This is a genomic window from Streptomyces californicus, from assembly GCF_000717645.1.
Taxonomy (GTDB): domain Bacteria; phylum Actinomycetota; class Actinomycetes; order Streptomycetales; family Streptomycetaceae; genus Streptomyces; species Streptomyces californicus.
Genome location: NZ_JNZZ01000003.1, coordinates 240666 through 256773, shown reverse-complemented (window position 1 = coordinate 256773; position 16108 = coordinate 240666). Strand labels below are relative to the sequence as shown.

The following is a 16108-nucleotide window of genomic DNA, read 5'->3' as shown; positions in this document are numbered from 1 at the left end:
CTTCCGATCGCCAGGCGGGGGCCCGGCGGCATCGCCGGGCCCCCGCTTCCTTTCCCGCAAGTGAACGCCGTGAATTCCGGGGCCCGCCCCGGACCCGCGATGGAAGGTCAGCCACGTGTCTGCCGCTGATACCAAGGCCGCCGGGCCGCCGGTCCCCGTACCACCCGACCCGCAGGCGATCGGCAAGTCGTCCCCCGACGACGACGCGCCCCGGGTGCAGAAGAGGAAGCGGAAGAAGGGCGAACTCCTCCCCTACTTCCTGATCCTCCCGGCGATCGTGGCGATCGCCGCCGTCTACCTCTACCCGCTCGGCAAGACGGTCGTCATGTCCTTCCAGGACATGGGCCGCCGCGAGCTGTGGACCGGCGATCCGGCTCCCTGGGTCGGCTTCGAGCAGTTCACCAACATCCTCGGGGACTCCGAGTTCTGGTGGGTCACCTTCCGCACGGTCGTCTTCATGGCCATCTGCGTGACGCTCACCATGGGCATCGGCCTGCTGGTCGCCCTGCTCATGCGCAGGCTCTCCACCTGGGTCCGGCTGGTGCTCACCGCCTGCCTCATCGCCGCCTGGTCGATGCCGCTGATGGTGGCCGCCTCGATCTTCCGGTTCATGGCCGACTCCGACTACGGCCTGATCAACACCCTGATCGCCAAGGTCGTCGGCGAGGACTGGCTCGGACACAACTGGTACCTCAACCCGGTCCAGGGCTTCGGCATCATCACGCTGCTGGTCGTCTGGGGCGCCATCCCGTTCGTCGTCGTCACCCTGTACGCCGCCCTCACCCAGGTCCCCAAGGAACTGGAGGAGGCCGCCGCCCTCGACGGCGCCAGCGCCTACGGCATCTACAAGTTCGTCACCTGGCCGGTCATCAAGCCGGTCTTCACCATGGTCGCCACCCTCTCGGTGATCTGGGACTTCAACGTCTTCGGTCAGATCTGGCTGCTGCGCGGCAACAAGCCCGAGCCGGAGTACGAGACCCTCGGCCTCTACTCCTACTCCAAGGCGTTCGAGTCCACCTCCTTCAGCCAGGGCACCGCGATCGCCCTGATCACGGTGCTGCTGCTGTCCGGCGTGGCCGTGTACTACCTGCGCCAGCTCATGAAGACGGGAGAGGTCGAATGAGCAGCTCGACCCAGACGACACAGGCGCTGCGGCCCGACCGCAAGAAGAGCCGGCTCCACCTCGACATCCTCGGCCTCGGCATCGCCCTGGTCATGGTCTTCCCGGTCTACTGGCTGGTCATCAGCGCCCTGCGGCCCAACCGCGAGATCCGCAGCTACGACCAGACCCTGTGGCCCACGTCGATCACCTTCGACAACTTCGTCCGGGCCACCGAGCAGCCGAACTTCGGCACCGCCATCCAGTCCAGCCTGATCGTCGCCGTGACCGCGGTGGTCGGCGGCATGATCATCGCGACCCTGGCGGCCCTGGCCATCGGCAGGTTCCGGTTCTTCGGCCGCAAGGCCCTGGTCCTCATCATGATCCTGGTCCAGATGCTGCCCCCGACGGCCATGCTCATTCCCATCTACGCCCAGCTCAACGCGATGGGCGGGATCGACGAGTACTGGGGCCTGATCGTCGTCTACCTCGTCTCAACGCTGCCCTTCGCCACCATCATGATCCGCGGCTTCGTCGTGAACATCCCGGTGGAGCTGGAGGAGTCCGCGATGGTGGACGGCTGCACCCGCTTCCAGGCGTTCCGCCGGGTGATCTTCCCGCTGCTGGCCCCCGGGCTCGCCGCCGCGTCGATCTTCGCCCTGGTCAACGCCTGGAACGAGTACCTCTTCGCGTACATCCTGATCAACGACAACTCCAAGTACACGCTGAACGTCTGGCTGATGACGTTCACGACCGAGCGCGGAACGGACTACGGCGCCCTCATGGCGGCATCGACCATGATCGCCCTCCCCGTCGTCGTGTTCTTCATGATCATCCAGAAGAAGATGGCCGCCGGCCTCACTTCCGGCGCAGTGAAGGGATAGTGCGGCCCCATGACCACCCTCGTCTCCACCACGGACACGCTCACCCGGGACGCGCTCGCGGTGCTGCAGCCCGGGTTCACCGGCACCACCGCACCGGACTGGCTGCTGCGCCGGGTCGGTGAAGGGCTCTCCTCCGTGGGCCTGTTCGGCCGCAACATCACCTCGCCCGAGCAGCTCTCCGCGCTCACGGCACGGCTGCGCGCCGAGCGGGACGACGTCCTCGTCGCCATCGACGAGGAGGGCGGCGACGTGACCCGGTTGGAGGTCACGCACGGATCCTCCTTCCCCGGCAACCTCGCCCTCGGTTCGGTCGACGACGTCCACCTCACCCGGGCCGTCGCCCAGGAGCTCGGCCGCCGGCTCGCCGAGTGCGGCGTCAACCTCAACTGGGCGCCGTCCGCCGACGTCAACTCCAACCCGGCCAACCCGGTCATCGGCGTCCGCTCCTTCGGCGCCGACCCCCGGCTGGCCGCCCGGCACACCGCCGCGTATGTCGAGGGGCTCCAGGCCGCCGGCGTCGCCGCGTGCACCAAGCACTTCCCGGGCCACGGCGACACCGCGGTCGACTCGCACCACGCGATCCCGCGGATCGACGTGGACCTGGAGACCCTGCACGCCCGTGAGCTGGTGCCTTTCCGCGCGGCCATCGCGGCGGGTTCCAAATCGGTGATGAGCGCGCATATCCTTCTTCCCGCACTCGACCCGGACCGCCCGGCCACGGTCAGCCCGCAGATCCTCACCGGTCTGCTGCGCCGGGAGCTGGGCTACGACGGCCTGATCGTCACGGACGGCATCGAGATGGAGGCCATCTCCAGGGCCTACGGCATCGAGCGCGGCTCCGTCCTCGCCATCGCCGCGGGCGCCGACGCCATCTGCGTGGGCGGCGGCCTGGCCGACGAGGAGACGGTGCTGCGGCTGCGCGACGCCCTCGTCGCGGCCGTACGCGACGGGGAGCTGACCGAGGAGCGGCTCGCCGACGCGGCCGCCCGAGTACGAGCCCTCGCGTCCTGGACGCAGAGGGCCCGGGGGGATGTCCCGGAGCCGGGCGCGGAAGTGCAGGAGGGGACCGCGCCCGGCACCGGAGTCAGCTCCGACATCGGTCTGATCGCCGCGCGCCGCGCCCTGCGGGTGACCGGCACCGGCGGCCTGCTGACCGGTCCGGCGTACGTCGCCACGTTCGGCGCCGAGGCCAACATCGCGGTCGGCGCGGAGACCCCGTGGGGCGTCGCCGCCGAGCTGGAGAGGCTGGCGCCCGGCACCGGCGCGGACACCTGGACCGAGGCGGCCGCCGCCCCGGCCGAGGAGATCCTCGCGGCGGCGGGGGAGCGGCGCATCGTCGCCGTCGTCCGCGACGAGCACCGCCACGCCTGGATGGGCGCGGCGCTCGACGCCCTGCTGGCGGCCCGCCCGGACACGGTCGTGGTCGAGATGGGCCTGCCCCAGGCGGCTCCCCGGGGCGCGCTGCACATCGCCACCTTCGGCGCGGCGCGCGTCTGCGGCCTGGCGGCGGCGGAAGCGCTGACCGGCACCACGAGCTGACACCGGGCCGGAACGGGTCCGTCCGGCGGGAGGCTCCGTCCCCCGCCGGACGGACCCGTTCCGCACACCGAACGGCGTCACCGCACGGCGAAGGGCCGGGACACCTCCAGAGGTGTCCCGGCCCTTCGCCGTGGCGGGGGAGGGCGGTAGCCCTACAGCCCCTGCCAGGCGGGCTTGGCCGCGTACGTGGCGCGGAAGTAGTCCGCGAGCTTCAGCTTCGACGCCGCCGCCTCGTCCACCACCACGGTCGCGTGCGGGTGGAGCTGGAGCGCCGAGGCCGGCACGATCGAGGCGACCGGTCCCTCCACGGTCTGGGCGACGGCCTCGGCCTTGCCCTCGCCGGTGGCCAGCAGGATCGGGTGGCGGGCGTCCAGGATCGTCCCGATGCCCTGCGTGATCACGTGGTGGGGCACCTGCTCGATGTCGTCGTCGAAGAAGCGCGCGTTGTCGACGCGGGTCTGCTCGGTCAGCGTCTTGATCCGGGTGCGCGAGGCGAGCGAGGAGCACGGCTCGTTGAAGCCGATGTGCCCGTCGGTGCCGATCCCCAGCAACTGGAGGTCGACGCCGCCCGCCTCCGCCAGCGCCTTGTCGTACGCCTCGCAGGCCGCCTGGACGTCCTCGGCCGAGCCGTCGGGGCCCATGAAGGACGCCTCGGAGAGCCCGAGCGGCTCGACGACCTCGCGCAGCACCACGGAGCGGTACGACTCCGGGTGGCCCGCGGGCAGTCCGACGTACTCGTCGAGCTGGCAGATCCGGGCGCGCGAGGCGTCCACCGCGCCGGAGGCGACCTTGGCGGCGAGCGCGCGGTAGATGGGCAGCGGGGTCGAGCCGGTGGCAACGCCGAGCAGGGCGTCGGGCTTGCGGTCGAGCAGCGCGGCGATGGCCTCCGCGATCAGTTCGCCGCCTGCCGTGGCGTCCGGGACGATGACAACTTCCACGCTGTGCCTGCCGATCTGACTAGGGGAGGAGGTGGTATAGACCAATCAAATTCCAATCTAGCAGAATCGGGCAGCCGTACGGTGAACGGTCCGCGCATCGGCGGCACCGCCTCCCGCCCCGCCGCGGACCCGCCGTACCGTCTCTCGCACCGCCGCGCGTCCGGCCCGGCGCGGCACTCGCCGTACCGTCCGCCGCGACGCCCGCCACCCCGCCCGCCCCGGCCCGCTGGCGGCCCGCGGCATTGCCTGGTCGACTGGTCCGGTACGGCGTCGAACGCGCACCCGCGCCCGCGCCGCCCCGTACGCCGACAGCGCAGGAGGCCCCCACATGTCCGCCACCCCTCCGGCCGGCCAGGGCGACGAGCCCGGCCGCATCATGTCCGGCGAGATGGCCGAGCAGCCCGCCATGCTGCGGCGCATCCTCGAACAGGGCGCACCCCGCATCCGGGAGACGGCCGCCGAGATCGCCGCCCGCAAGCCCCGGTTCGTCCTGCTCACCGCCCGGGGCACGTCGGACAACGCGGCGCTGTACGCGAAGTACCTGCTGGAGATCCGCCTCGGACTGCCCTGCGGACTGGCCTCCATGTCCACCACGACGGCGTACGGGGCCAAGCCCGACCTGCGGGACGTCCTGGTGGTCACCGTCAGCCAGTCGGGCGGCTCACCGGACCTGGTGGCCTCCACCCGGGCCGCCCGGGAGGCCGGGGCCGTCACGCTCGCCGTCACCAACAACCCGGACTCCGCGCTCGCCGCCGTCTCCGAGTTCCACATCGACATCCTGGCGGGCCCGGAGAAGGCGCTCCCGGCCACCAAGACCTACACCGCCTCCCTGCTCTCCCTCTACCTCTTCGTGGAGGGCCTGGGCGGCCGTGACGGCACCGAGGCCGCGGCCGGCCTGCCCGACCTCGCGGGCGCGGTCCTGGGCCGCCGGGCCGAGGTCAAGGCGCTGGCCTCCCGCTACCGCTTCGCCGAACGCATGGTGATCACCTCGCGCGGCTACGGCTACCCCACGGCCAAGGAAGCGGCGCTCAAGCTGATGGAGACCAGCTACATCCCCGCGCTCTCCTACTCCGGCGCCGACCTGCTGCACGGCCCGCTGGCGATGGTCGACAACATCTCCCCGGTCATCGCCGTGGTCACCGACGGCCGGGGCGGCGAGGCCCTCCAGCCGGTGCTGGACCGCCTGCGCGGACGCGGCGCGGACCTCTTCGTGGTCGGCCCCAAGGCCCAGGTGGAGGCGGCGTCGGCCGGATTCTCGCTGCCCACGGCGGGGGTCCCGGAGGAGGTGCAGCCGATCCTGGAGATCCTGCCGCTGCAGCTGCTGGCGTACGAGGTGACGATCGCCCGGGGCCAGGACCCCGACGCCCCCCGCGCCCTGGCCAAGGTCACCGAGACCCGCTGAGCGCGCGACGGCCCCGGAAACACCCGCGGGCCGCGGCGCCGGGACGGGACCCTCAGCCCATCCGGCACCGCAGCCCGGAGCTGCGGGCCTGCCTTTCGGAACAGGCCGGGCTCACGTGCCCCGGCACGCACATCTGCGGCGTTGTCGTCGGTCGCCGACGCTCCGCGTCGACTCCCTCCTCCGCCTTGCAGCTGCACGCGCCGGACCCCGCTCGCTGATCCGGCCCGTTCCAAAAGGCAGGCCCTTCCCGACCGACGGTGTGCGGTGCCGTCGGCCACATGAGGCGCCGGCGCGGTCAGGGCAGAGAGCGCCGGGTGCCTCGGTCCGCTCTCCTGTGCGGGGAGAGCGGAGGTCTTGTTGAACATTGTGGACTAGACCAATACCCGTGTCCATCCATGTGCACGACATTCTCCGGCCCGGCTCCGGGCCTGTCCATGCCATCGCCGCGCCCCACCCCACGGCACGGCCCGCCGGGTCGATCGGTTCGAACGGTTTCGGCTACCCCGGGTACGCTCCACACGTGCCCTCCATGAACGACCTCGTCCACCAGCACACCGCTCTGAGCGACACCGACCTCGAGTGGCTCCATCTGCTGGTCTCGGAGTGGCAGCTGCTCTCCGACCTCTCCTTCGCCGACCTCGTGCTCTGGGTGCCCACCCGGGACGGCACGCGGTACGTCTCCGTCGCCCAGATGCGCCCCAACACCGGGCCCACCTCCTACCAGGACGACATGGTCGGCCACCTGGTGCCGCGTGGCCGCCGCCCGCTGCTGGACGCGGCCCTGGACGAGGGCAGGATCGTGCGCGAGGGCGATCCGGAGTGGCGCGAGGAGGTTCCCGTACGGGTCGAGTCCATCCCGGTACGCCGCGACGGCCGGGTGCTCGGCGTCATCGCCCGCAACACCAACCTGCTCACCGTGCGCACCCCCTCCCGGCTGGAGCTCACCTACCTCCAGTCCGCCTCCGACCTGGCCCAGATGATCGCCGCCGGGGCCTTTCCCTTCCCCGGCCAGCAGGTCGACATGGACGCCTCGCCGCGCGTGGGCGATGGCCTGATCCGGCTCGACGCCGAGGGCATCGTCCAGTACGCCAGCCCCAACGGCCTCTCCGCCTACCACCGCCTCGGCCTCGCCTCCGACCTGGTCGGCCACCACCTCGGCACCACCACCGCCGAACTGGCTCCGTCCCGGGGGCCGGTGGACGAAGCCCTGGTCAAGGTGGCCAGCGGGTACGCGCCCCGCGAGTTCGAAGTGGAGTGCGCGGGCGGGGTGATCCAGCTCCGGGCGATCCCGCTCAAGCCCAAGGGCGTCCGCATCGGCTCCCTGGTCCTGCTCCGGGACGTCACCGAACTCCGCCGCCGCGAGCGCGAGTTGATCACCAAGGACGCCACCATCCGGGAGATCCACCACCGGGTGAAGAACAACCTCCAGACGGTGGCCGCCCTGTTGCGGCTCCAGGCCCGGCGGATGGACTCCGAGCAGGGCCGCGAGGCGCTCAACGAGGCCGTCCGCCGCGTCGGTTCGATCGCCATCGTCCATGAGACGCTGTCCCAGAACCTGGACGAGCGGGTCGAGTTCGACGAGATCGCCGACCGGGTCATCGCGATGGTCTCGGAGATCTCCCCGGGCAAGGTGACCTGCCGACGCATCGGACGCTTCGGCATCCTCGACGCCGAAGTCGCCACCCCGCTCTCGATGGTGCTGACCGAGGTCCTGCAGAACGCCCTGGAACACGCCTTCGCCCTGGCCGACCACGGCACGGTCGAGGTCTCCGCCGTACGCGGCGGATCGCCCACCGAGGGCCGACTGCTGATCACCGTCACCGACGACGGGCGCGGTCTGCCCGAGGGGTTCGACCCGCAGCAGGCGGGCAACCTCGGTCTCCAGATCGTACGGACGCTGGTGGAGGGGGAGTTGGGCGGCACGTTCGGCATGGTTCCGGCCCCCGGGCGCGGCACCCAGGTGGTGCTGGACCTCCCGGTCCGCGCCGACAAATAGCGAGCCGTTCCCCGGAGCGGGGGCGCGCACGGCGGAGTGCCGCCCCCGGAAGCCGGGGCGGACGCGGCGGAGCGCCGTTCCCCGGAAGCGGGGGCGCCCACAGCGAAGCGGGCCCGGACCGTGGTGACGGTCCGGGCCCGCTCCGTGGTGCTCACGTTGCGATGCGCTCCGGGGTACTGCGCGCTGCGACTCGAAGGCGGGGCTGTGCGTACGCTCTGTACGCGCCGCCGGGCTGAGGCTTGGTGCGGTTCTCGCTCAGGCGCTTGCGTTGCGCGCCCGGTTGCGAGCGGCGCGGCGCTTCATCGCGCGGCGCTCGTCCTCGCTGAGGCCACCCCAGACGCCGGAGTCCTGGCCGGACTCGAGCGCCCACTGCAGGCACTGCTCCATGACGGGGCAGCGGCGGCAGACAGCCTTGGCTTCCTCGATCTGCAGCAGCGCGGGACCGGTGTTGCCGATGGGGAAGAACAGCTCGGGGTCTTCCTCACGACAAACGGCGTTGTGACGCCAGTCCATGGCTGCTACCTCTCCTTGGTATTACACGTTTGTTGCTTGTGAATGTGAACGCTTTCACGAATCCCCCCGCAGATGACGGGCCGACCCCCAGAAGGACTGGGTGCGGTCACGTGATGGTGAGGAGGGGTTCTGGCTCTCAGTGGAGGCCGGTGTTGCGGGCCGTCCCGATCGCCATGTAGAGATTCGCAAACCTCGGCGGCGGATACAACCCCTTCTGGAAAGTTTTTTTTGATTCCTCGGTGTCGACTAGGTCACAGGCGCACTTCTTAGGGGTGGGACCCAGGCCAAACGTTCGAGTTAAAGGACTTTCCGCCCTTCCACTCACACAATCACACGCAGTGCACGGCGTACGCCTGTGAACGTCACGCTCGTACGCAGTCCCAGGTGGTCGCCGTCCATCTGGAAGGGCAGTGGGACCTTTGAATGCAAGGTGAAGTCCGTGAGGTCATGCCGTGAAACGGCGTGCTTACCGCGAGGTCCCTTCTCGGGACTCGAAGTGAGCAGCTGGGTGCCGTAGAGGGCCACCGCCGGGGTGGACAGACGCTTCAGCCCGAGCACGTCCAGCGCGGTGTCGAAGGACGCCTTGGGGGAGGCGTAGACCGGACGATTGCCCAGGTAGGTCCAGGGGGCGGTGTTGCAGACTATGGAGAGCGCGAGGTCGGTCACCGGGTCCCGGCCGGGCTCCTCCAGCGTGATCGTCCCGTGTCTGCGGTGGGCGTCGTTCAGGAACTGCCGCACCACCTGGCGCACATACAGCGCGTGCGTCGAACGCTTTCCGGTCTCGCGTTTCTGTTCGACCCGGCCGACGACTCCGGCGTCGAATCCGAGACCGGCGCAGAAAGTGAACCAGCGTTCGGGCGCGGCCTCGTCCTCGGTCCCCGGGGTGCCGGCCGCCAGACCCAGGCCGACCGTGCGTTCGGTCCGGTTCTCCAGGGCGTCCAGAATCGCGCCGGTCGCCTCCACCGCGTCGTTCGGCAGCCCCAGGGCGCGCGCGAAGACATTGGTGGACCCGCCCGGCACCACGGCGAGCTTCGGCAGCCCCTCCGGGTCCGGCCCCCGGTGCAGCAACCCGTTCACGACCTCGTTCACCGTGCCGTCGCCGCCGAGGGCGACCACCAGGTCGATGTCGTCGCTGTCCGCCGCCCGGCGGCCCAGGTCCCGTGCGTGCCCCCGGTACTCCGTGGTCACCGCCTCCAGCTTCATCTCGCTGGCCAGCGCGTGGATGAGCACGTCGCGGGTGCGGGCACTGGTGGTGGTAGCAGCTGGGTTGACCACGAGGAGTGCGCGCATGACCGCCAGCCTACCTACCGGGCGGTTCGCGCCGAAGTCACGGTACGCAGCACCCCCGGCCGGTCACGCAGTGTGATGGGCTGCCCTGTGCCCGCCGGTCGCCCGCGCCCTCCACGCACCCCGGCTTCACTTCCGGACCCCGAAGATGCCAACCTGAAGGGCGTGAGCACTGAAGCGACCCCGTCCACCCCGGCGCCCTCCGCAGCGAAGCGGCCGACCCGGATCACGGCCCTCGCGGGCGTCAACGCCCTCGAAGGCGCGGCGCTCGCCATCGGCGGCCTCTACCTGCTGATCGCGGGGCTGCTCGGAAAGCTGGAGAGCACACAGCAGGCGGAGACGGTCGGCATCACCCTGGTCGCCCTCGGCGCGATCCCGCTGATCGCCGCCCGCGGACTGCTGCTGCTGCGCAGTTGGAGCCGGGGGCCCGCGCTGATCACCCAGATCATGGCGCTGCCCGTCGCCTGGACCCTGCTGCGCTCGCAGGGCGGTCTGATCCCGCTCGGGATCGTCGTGGCGGTGGTCGCCGTCACCGGCCTCGTGCTCGCGCTGAACCCGGCGACCACCCGGGACCTGGGCATCCGCCGGGGGCCGAGCACGACCCCCGACGCCTGACCCGTACGGCCCCTACTCCTCGACGAGCAGCCGCTCCCGCAACTGCGCCAGCGTGCGGGCCAGCAGCCGGGAGACGTGCATCTGCGAGATGCCCACCTCCTGCGCGATCTGCGACTGCGTCATGTTCCCGAAGAACCGCAGCAGCAGGATCCGCTTCTCGCGCGGCGGCAGGTCCTCCAGGAGCGGCTTGAGGGACTCCCGGTACTCGACCCCCTCCAGCGCCTCGTCCTCCGAGCCCAGCGTGTCCGCGACCGCCGGCGACTCGTCGTCCGTGTCCGGCACGTCCAGCGAGAGCGTGCTGTACGCGTTGGCGGACTCCAGGCCCTCCAGCACCTCCTCCTCGGAGATGCCCAGCCGCTCGGCCAGCTCGTGCACCGTCGGCGAACGCCCGTGCTGCTGCGAGAGCTCCGCGGTGGCCGTGGTCAGCGACAGCCGCAGCTCCTGCAGACGGCGCGGCACCCGCACCGCCCACCCCTTGTCCCGGAAGTGGCGCTTGATCTCGCCGACCACCGTGGGGGTGGCGTACGTGGAGAACTCCACGCCCCGGTCCGGGTCGAACCGGTCCACGGACTTGATCAGCCCGATCGTGGCGACCTGGGTCAGATCGTCCAGCGGCTCGCCCCGGTTGCGGAAACGGCGGGCCAGATGCTCCACCAGGGGCAGGTGCATGCGCACCAGCCGGTTCCGCAGCTCGGCCTTCTCCGCCGAACCGTCGGGCAGCGCCCGCAGTTCGTAGAACAGGGCCCGGGCCCCGGTGCGGTCGTGCGGATCGTGGTGCCCGTGCTCGCTCATCTGGCCCGCCCACTCTGCCTGCGCCTGCTCCTCCACCGCGGCGTCGGGGCGCTCGGGCCCCTCCGCTCCGTCCTCCGGATGCGGCCGGGCCTGCTGCTCCGGGATGCCCGTCGGGCGCACCGCCCCGGACCGGAAAGTCTCGTCCCGCACAGGACCGTCCCCGTTTCCGTCGCTCACGCCGGCCCGGGGCCCGCGCCGCGCTGTTTGTAGAGGCTGATGCTGACCGTACGGTCGTCCGCGACCGTGGAGTCGACCTTGCCCGCCAGTGCGGAGAGCACCGTCCAGGCGAAGGTGTCGCGTTCGGGCGCCCTGCCGTCCGTGGTGGGCGCCGACACCGTCACTTCGAGCGAGTCGTCGACCAGGCGGAAGACGCAGCTGAGGACGGAGCCCGGCACGGCCTGCTGGAGCAGGATCGCGCATGCCTCGTCGACCGCGATACGAAGATCCTCGATCTCGTCGAGAGTGAAGTCCAAACGCGCTGCGAGACCGGCCGTGGCCGTTCGCAGCACCGACAGGTAGGCACCCGCAGCGGGCAACCGGACTTCCACGAAGTCCTGACTCCCGGGCTCGCCTGCGATCTGGGACACCCTCACCTCCAAGGTGGCACAAACTCTTTCGAGGTTCCGGGAAGGGTGCCCGGAGCCATGCGGTCCATCGACGGTTCTCGGCCCGGCGACGTTATCGGATCCATGATGCCGTGTCGTACGGACCCCACTCCCCGCCCGTCACTCATGGTAAGCCCATGCGTACAGAAAGTGGCTAGGGGTCTGCGGCGTCCAATTACGAAGAACCAGCGCCGCATTGACGTACCCAGACGTCAGACGATCGAACCGTCCTCGAAGCACCAGCGCCAGCTCTCGCCCGGTTCGAAGCTCCGCATCACGGGGTGGCCGGTCGCCCGGAAGTGCCCGGTGGCGTGCCGCAGCGGCGACGAATCGCAGCAGCCGACGTGCCCGCAGGTCAGACAGAGCCGCAACTGCACGGGGTGGGTGCCCGCCGCCAGGCACTCCGGACACGTGTCGCCGAGCGGCACGGGCTCGGGGCGTGGCAGATCCGCTACATGCGCACACTCGCTCATGATGGGCAGGTTACGACGGAACCGAGGACGGTGTGATGGACGCGCTGCCGCTGATCGCCCTGGTCGCGGTCAGTGCGGCGGTGGCCGGAGCCGCCCGCCGCACGCCCGTGCCGGCCCCGCTCGTGCTGGTCGCCGCGGGACTGGTGGCCGGTTATCTGCCGGGCGTTCCGACGTACCACCTCGACGCCCACGTCGTGCTCCCGCTGCTGCTCCCGCCGCTCCTCTACACGGCCGCCGTCGACAGCTCCTACCTGGACCTGCGGGCCAACGCCCGGCCCGTCGCCCTGCTCTCCGTGGGCTACACCCTCTTCGCCACCGTGGCCGTCGGCTGGCTCGCGTACTGGGCGATCCCCCAGCTCCCGCTGACCGCCGCGCTCGTCCTCGGCGCCGTCGTCGCCCCGCCCGACGCCGTGACGGCCGCCGCCATCGCCCGGCGGGTCGGGCTGCCCGCCCGGGTGACCACGATCCTCCAGGGCGAGTCCCTGGTGAACGACGCCACCGCGATCACCGCCTTCAAGGTGGTGCTGGCCGCCGCCGTGGGGGAGGGGATGAGCTGGGGCGAGGGCATCGGGGAGTTCCTGTTCGCCGCGGTCGGCGGGGTCGGCGTCGGTCTGCTGCTGATGGTGCCGCTGCACTGGCTGCGCACCCACCTCAGGGAAGCGCTCCTCCAGAACACGCTCTCCCTGCTGATCCCCTTCGTGGCGTACGCGGCGGCCGAACGGGTGCACGCCTCCGGTGTCCTCGCCGTGGTCGTCGTCGCCCTCTACCTGGGCCACCGCTCCTGGCAGGTCGACTTCGCCACCCGGCTCCAGGAGGCGGCCGTGTGGAAGATGGTCGCCTTCATCCTGGAGTCCGCCGTCTTCGCCCTGATCGGGCTGCAACTGCCGTTCGTCCTCAAGGAGCTCGGCCCGTTCGGGGTGGGGGAGGCGCTCGGGTACGCGGCCCTCGTCTTCCTGGCCGTCGTCGTGGTCCGCTTCGTCTGGGTCTACCCGGCCACCTATCTGCCCCGCCGGCTCTCGCGGCGCGTACGGGAGCGGGAACCGGGCACCGACTGGACCGCGCCGCTCATCGTGGGCTGGGCCGGGATGCGCGGCGTCGTCTCGCTCGCCGTCGCCTTCTCCATCCCGCTGCTGACGCACGACGGCGAGCCGTTCCCGGCGCGCAGCCTGGTGCTGTTCCTCACCTTCACCACCGTCATCGGCACCCTGGTGATCCAGGGGCTGACCCTGCCCGTCCTGGTCCGCGCGCTCAAGCTGCCGGGGCCCGACCCGCAGACCGTCACCCTCGTCGAGGCCCAGGCCCAGAACGACGCGTCAGAGGCGGCCGAGGCCCGGCTCCGGGAGCTGCTCGACGACCCGCGCAACAGCCTCCCGCCGCCCCTCGCGGACCGGTTGCGGAGCGTGCTGGAGCGCCGCCGCAACTCCGTGTGGGAGCGGCTCGGCGCCGCCGACCCGGTGACCGGCGAATCGGCGGACGACACCTACCGGCGGCTGGCGCGGGAGATGATCGAGGCCGAGCGGGAGGTCTTCGTCAGGCTCCGCGACGAGCGGCGGATCGACGACGAGATGCTGCGGACGCTGCTGCGCCGGCTGGATCTGGAGGAGGCGGCCGCCTACCGCGAGACGGACGACTCCTGAAGGGCGTCGTCCGGGGCGCCGGTGACGACGGCGGCCACCCGCGTGCCCGGCGCGAACGCCCCCTCGCCCGCCAGCGCGGTCAGCGCGAACAGCAGCTTGGCGACGTAGACGCGCTCCACGGGCAGCCCGTGCCGCTCCTCGAAGTCCGCGGCGAAGGCGTCCAGCTCCGGGGTCGTACGGGCGTAGCCGCCGAGGGTGAAGCGCTCCTCCAGCGTCCAGTCCCCGGCGCGGGAGCCGAACGCCTCGTGCTGGAGCCGCGCCACCTCCTCGGCCAGGAAGCCGCCGCCGACCACCGGCACGCCGAGCGCCCGCTGCCCGGCGGCCAGGCCGGCGGCGAGACCGGCCAGGGTGCCGCCCGTCCCGCAGGCCACCGCCGCCACGTCCGCCTCATCGGCCAACTCGCGCCCCAGCGCCGTACAGCCCTGTGCGGCCAGGGCGTTGGACCCGCCCTCCGGGACCACCACCACGTCCCCGAACCGGCCCAGCAGCCCCTCCAAGACCTCGGGGGAGGTCTTCGCCCGGTACGTCGTACGGTCCACGAAATGCAGCCGCATGCCGTCGGCCGCGCACCGGGCCAGGGACGGGTTGAGCGGCCGGTGGGCCAGTTCCTCGCCGCGTACGACACCGACGGTGGGGAAGCCCAGCAGCCGCCCGGCCGCCGCGGTGGCCCTGAGGTGGTTGGAGTACGCGCCGCCGAACGTGAGCACGGTCCGTCCGGCGGCGGCCTCCAGATTGAGCGCGAGCTTGCGCCACTTGTTGCCCGGGAGGTCGGGGTGGATCAGGTCGTCCCGCTTGAGGAGCAGCCGGACCCCGTGACGGGCGAAGCGCTCGTCGTGGACCTCCCGCAGGGGGGAGGGGAGCCGGGGGCGCAGACGGGCGTCGAGGCGGGGCGGGCTGGTCATCCGGCCATTGTCGCTCTCCGTCCGCGTGCGTTCGGGAGACTCCCGGCCGGTTCCGAGTCGTCCCGGGGAGCGGCCGGCCGGCAGGGAGGCGCCGGCGGGCGGGGTCCCCGTGCCGGGCGGGGTCCCCGTGCCGGGCGTGGTCCCTGTGCCGGGCGGGTCAGGAGGAGGCGAGCCAGAGGTCCGGGCCGAACACCTCGTAGTGGATATCGGCCGGCCGGACCCCCGCCTCCAGGAGCCGGGCCCGGACCGCCCGCATGAAGGGGAGCGGGCCGCAGAGGTAGGCGTGCGTGCCCGGTCGGACGGTGATGCCGTCCAGGTCGACGAGGCCGGTGCGGTTTTCCGGGTGGCCGTCCTCCGGGGCCTCGTACCAGAAGTGCGCCTCCGCGTCGGGGAGCCGCTCCGCCAGCCGGACGTGGTCGGCGCGCAGGGCGTGGTCGGCAGGCGAACGGTCGCCGTGCACGACGGTGACGGGCCCCTTGTGGTCCTCCTGCGCGAGGTGGTCGAGCATCGCCACCACGGGGGTGCAGCCGATGCCCGCCGACGCGAGCAGCAGGGGCGCTTCCAGGTCGTCGAGCACCAGGTCCCCGTAGGGGACGGAGACGCGCAGCAGGTCGCCCACGCGGGTGTGCTCGTGCAGGTGGCGGGAGACCTCGCCGTCGGGCGAGCCCTGCCCGCGTACGCGCTTCACGGCGATCGACCGGAGCCGGGAGGAGGGAGCGCCCACGATGCTGTACTGGCGTATCTGGCGGGCCCCGTCCGGGAGTTCCACCTGTACGGAGACGTACTGGCCGGCCCGGAAGGCGGGCGCCGGCGTGTCGTCGGCGGGGCGCAGCACGAAGGTGGCCACGTCCTCGGTCTCCTCGATCCGGGCGGCCACCTCCCAGGTGTGCCACACGTCGCCCGCCGTCACTCCCCGCCGGGCGTACAGCCGGGTCTCGACGGCGATGAGGGCGTTGGCCATCAGCCAGTAGACCTCGTCCCACGCCTCGGCGACCTCGGGGGTCACGGCGTCGCCCAGGACGTCGGCGATGGCGGCGAAGAGGTGGGTGTGCACCACCTCGTACTGGTCCGGGGTGACCCCGAGGGACGCGTGCTTGTGGGCGATGCGCTCCAGCATCACGTCCGGCCGGGTGTCCGGGTGCTCGACCAGTGCCGTGGCGAACGCGGCGATCGAGCCGGCCAGGGCCCTGCGCTGGTCGCCGGACGCCTGGTTGCCCCGGTTGAACAGGTCCCGCAGGAGCTCGGGGTGGGCGGCGAACAGCTTCTCGTAGAAGAGGTCCGCGATGTCCCCGATGGCCGCGCCGACGGCGGGGAGGGTGGCGCGGATGGTGGCGGTGGACCGGTCGGAGAGCATGAAGGGGGCTCCTCTGGGGTGAGAGTTCTGCCGGACAGGTAATTGGTATGGGGGATGCGTATTTTTGGCCCG

Annotated in this window: 15 protein-coding genes; 7 read left to right on the top strand and 8 right to left on the bottom strand. The window is 71.7% G+C overall.

Annotated elements, in window-relative coordinates; genetic code table 11:
* Positions 1-115 precede the first annotated feature (115 nt).
* From IF19_RS0106090 to IF19_RS0106080, 3 genes are read left to right on the top strand one after another with little or no spacing between them, the layout of a single operon-like run.
* The gene (locus IF19_RS0106090) at positions 116-1123 is read left to right on the top strand and encodes a carbohydrate ABC transporter permease (protein ID WP_030113613.1); all 1008 of its coding nucleotides are present in this window, start codon (positions 116-118) and stop codon (positions 1121-1123) included.
* Positions 1120-1983: a carbohydrate ABC transporter permease gene (locus tag IF19_RS0106085; RefSeq protein ID WP_030113612.1), complete on the top strand. Its 864-nt coding sequence runs from the start codon at positions 1120-1122 to the stop codon at positions 1981-1983. The genes IF19_RS0106090 and IF19_RS0106085 overlap by 4 nt, the downstream gene beginning before the upstream one ends.
* A 9-nt stretch (positions 1984-1992) precedes the next feature.
* Complete coding sequence (locus IF19_RS0106080; RefSeq protein ID WP_030113611.1) at positions 1993-3522, top strand: glycoside hydrolase family 3 protein; 1530 nt, start codon at positions 1993-1995, stop codon at positions 3520-3522.
* 152 nt (positions 3523-3674) lie between these two features.
* On the opposite strand, the gene nagB is transcribed toward IF19_RS0106080, so the two are convergent.
* Positions 3675-4460 (bottom strand): glucosamine-6-phosphate deaminase, encoded by a 786-nt coding sequence (nagB, locus tag IF19_RS0106075; protein WP_030113610.1) that lies wholly within the window; start codon positions 4458-4460, stop codon positions 3675-3677.
* 328 nt (positions 4461-4788) lie between these two features.
* Between nagB and IF19_RS0106070 the strand changes: the two genes are divergently transcribed.
* Both IF19_RS0106070 and IF19_RS0106065 read left to right on the top strand, forming a co-directional pair.
* Entirely contained in the window at positions 4789-5862 is a 1074-nt protein-coding gene (locus tag IF19_RS0106070; protein ID WP_030113609.1) for an SIS domain-containing protein, read from the top strand.
* A 529-nt stretch (positions 5863-6391) separates the two neighbouring features.
* Positions 6392-7858: a sensor histidine kinase gene (locus IF19_RS0106065; protein WP_030113608.1), complete on the top strand. Its 1467-nt coding sequence runs from the start codon at positions 6392-6394 to the stop codon at positions 7856-7858.
* A 255-nt stretch (positions 7859-8113) separates the two neighbouring features.
* On the opposite strand, the gene IF19_RS0106060 is transcribed toward IF19_RS0106065, so the two are convergent.
* Together IF19_RS0106060 and IF19_RS0106055 are read right to left on the bottom strand one after the other, a co-directional pair.
* Positions 8114-8371 carry a WhiB family transcriptional regulator gene (locus tag IF19_RS0106060; RefSeq protein WP_003953983.1) on the bottom strand — a complete coding sequence of 86 codons (258 nt, stop codon included), beginning with the start codon at positions 8369-8371 and terminating at the stop codon, positions 8114-8116.
* Positions 8372-8692: 321 nt separating this feature from the next.
* Complete coding sequence (locus IF19_RS0106055; protein ID WP_030113607.1) at positions 8693-9661, bottom strand: diacylglycerol/lipid kinase family protein; 969 nt, start codon at positions 9659-9661, stop codon at positions 8693-8695.
* Between the two features lie 162 nt (positions 9662-9823).
* Here IF19_RS0106055 and IF19_RS0106050 point away from each other — a divergent pair, with 162 nt between their 5' ends.
* Positions 9824-10273, top strand: coding sequence for a hypothetical protein (locus IF19_RS0106050; RefSeq protein WP_030113606.1), 450 nt, complete (start codon positions 9824-9826; stop codon positions 10271-10273).
* Between the two features lie 12 nt (positions 10274-10285).
* On the opposite strand, the gene IF19_RS0106045 is transcribed toward IF19_RS0106050, so the two are convergent.
* The 3 genes from IF19_RS0106045 to IF19_RS0106035 form a co-directional block, all read right to left on the bottom strand.
* Complete coding sequence (locus IF19_RS0106045; protein WP_030113605.1) at positions 10286-11215, bottom strand: RNA polymerase sigma factor SigF; 930 nt, start codon at positions 11213-11215, stop codon at positions 10286-10288.
* Positions 11216-11238: 23 nt separating this feature from the next.
* Positions 11239-11652 (bottom strand): ATP-binding protein, encoded by a 414-nt coding sequence (locus IF19_RS0106040; RefSeq protein ID WP_030113604.1) that lies wholly within the window; start codon positions 11650-11652, stop codon positions 11239-11241.
* Between the two features lie 230 nt (positions 11653-11882).
* The gene (locus tag IF19_RS0106035) at positions 11883-12143 is read right to left on the bottom strand and encodes a UBP-type zinc finger domain-containing protein (protein ID WP_030113603.1); all 261 of its coding nucleotides are present in this window, start codon (positions 12141-12143) and stop codon (positions 11883-11885) included.
* 35 nt (positions 12144-12178) lie between these two features.
* On the opposite strand from IF19_RS0106035, the gene IF19_RS0106030 reads away from it, so the two are divergent.
* Positions 12179-13780 carry a Na+/H+ antiporter gene (locus IF19_RS0106030; protein ID WP_030276014.1) on the top strand — a complete coding sequence of 534 codons (1602 nt, stop codon included), beginning with the start codon at positions 12179-12181 and terminating at the stop codon, positions 13778-13780.
* Here the strand turns inward: IF19_RS0106030 and IF19_RS0106025 are convergent.
* Together IF19_RS0106025 and IF19_RS0106020 are read right to left on the bottom strand one after the other, a co-directional pair.
* Entirely contained in the window at positions 13756-14682 is a 927-nt protein-coding gene (locus IF19_RS0106025; RefSeq protein WP_030113601.1) for a 1-aminocyclopropane-1-carboxylate deaminase/D-cysteine desulfhydrase, read from the bottom strand. The two genes, IF19_RS0106030 and IF19_RS0106025, sit on opposite strands and share 25 nt — an antisense overlap.
* A gap of 157 nt (positions 14683-14839) precedes the next feature.
* The gene (locus IF19_RS0106020; RefSeq protein ID WP_030276016.1) at positions 14840-16036 is read right to left on the bottom strand and encodes a globin domain-containing protein; all 1197 of its coding nucleotides are present in this window, start codon (positions 16034-16036) and stop codon (positions 14840-14842) included.
* Positions 16037-16108 lie beyond the last annotated feature (72 nt).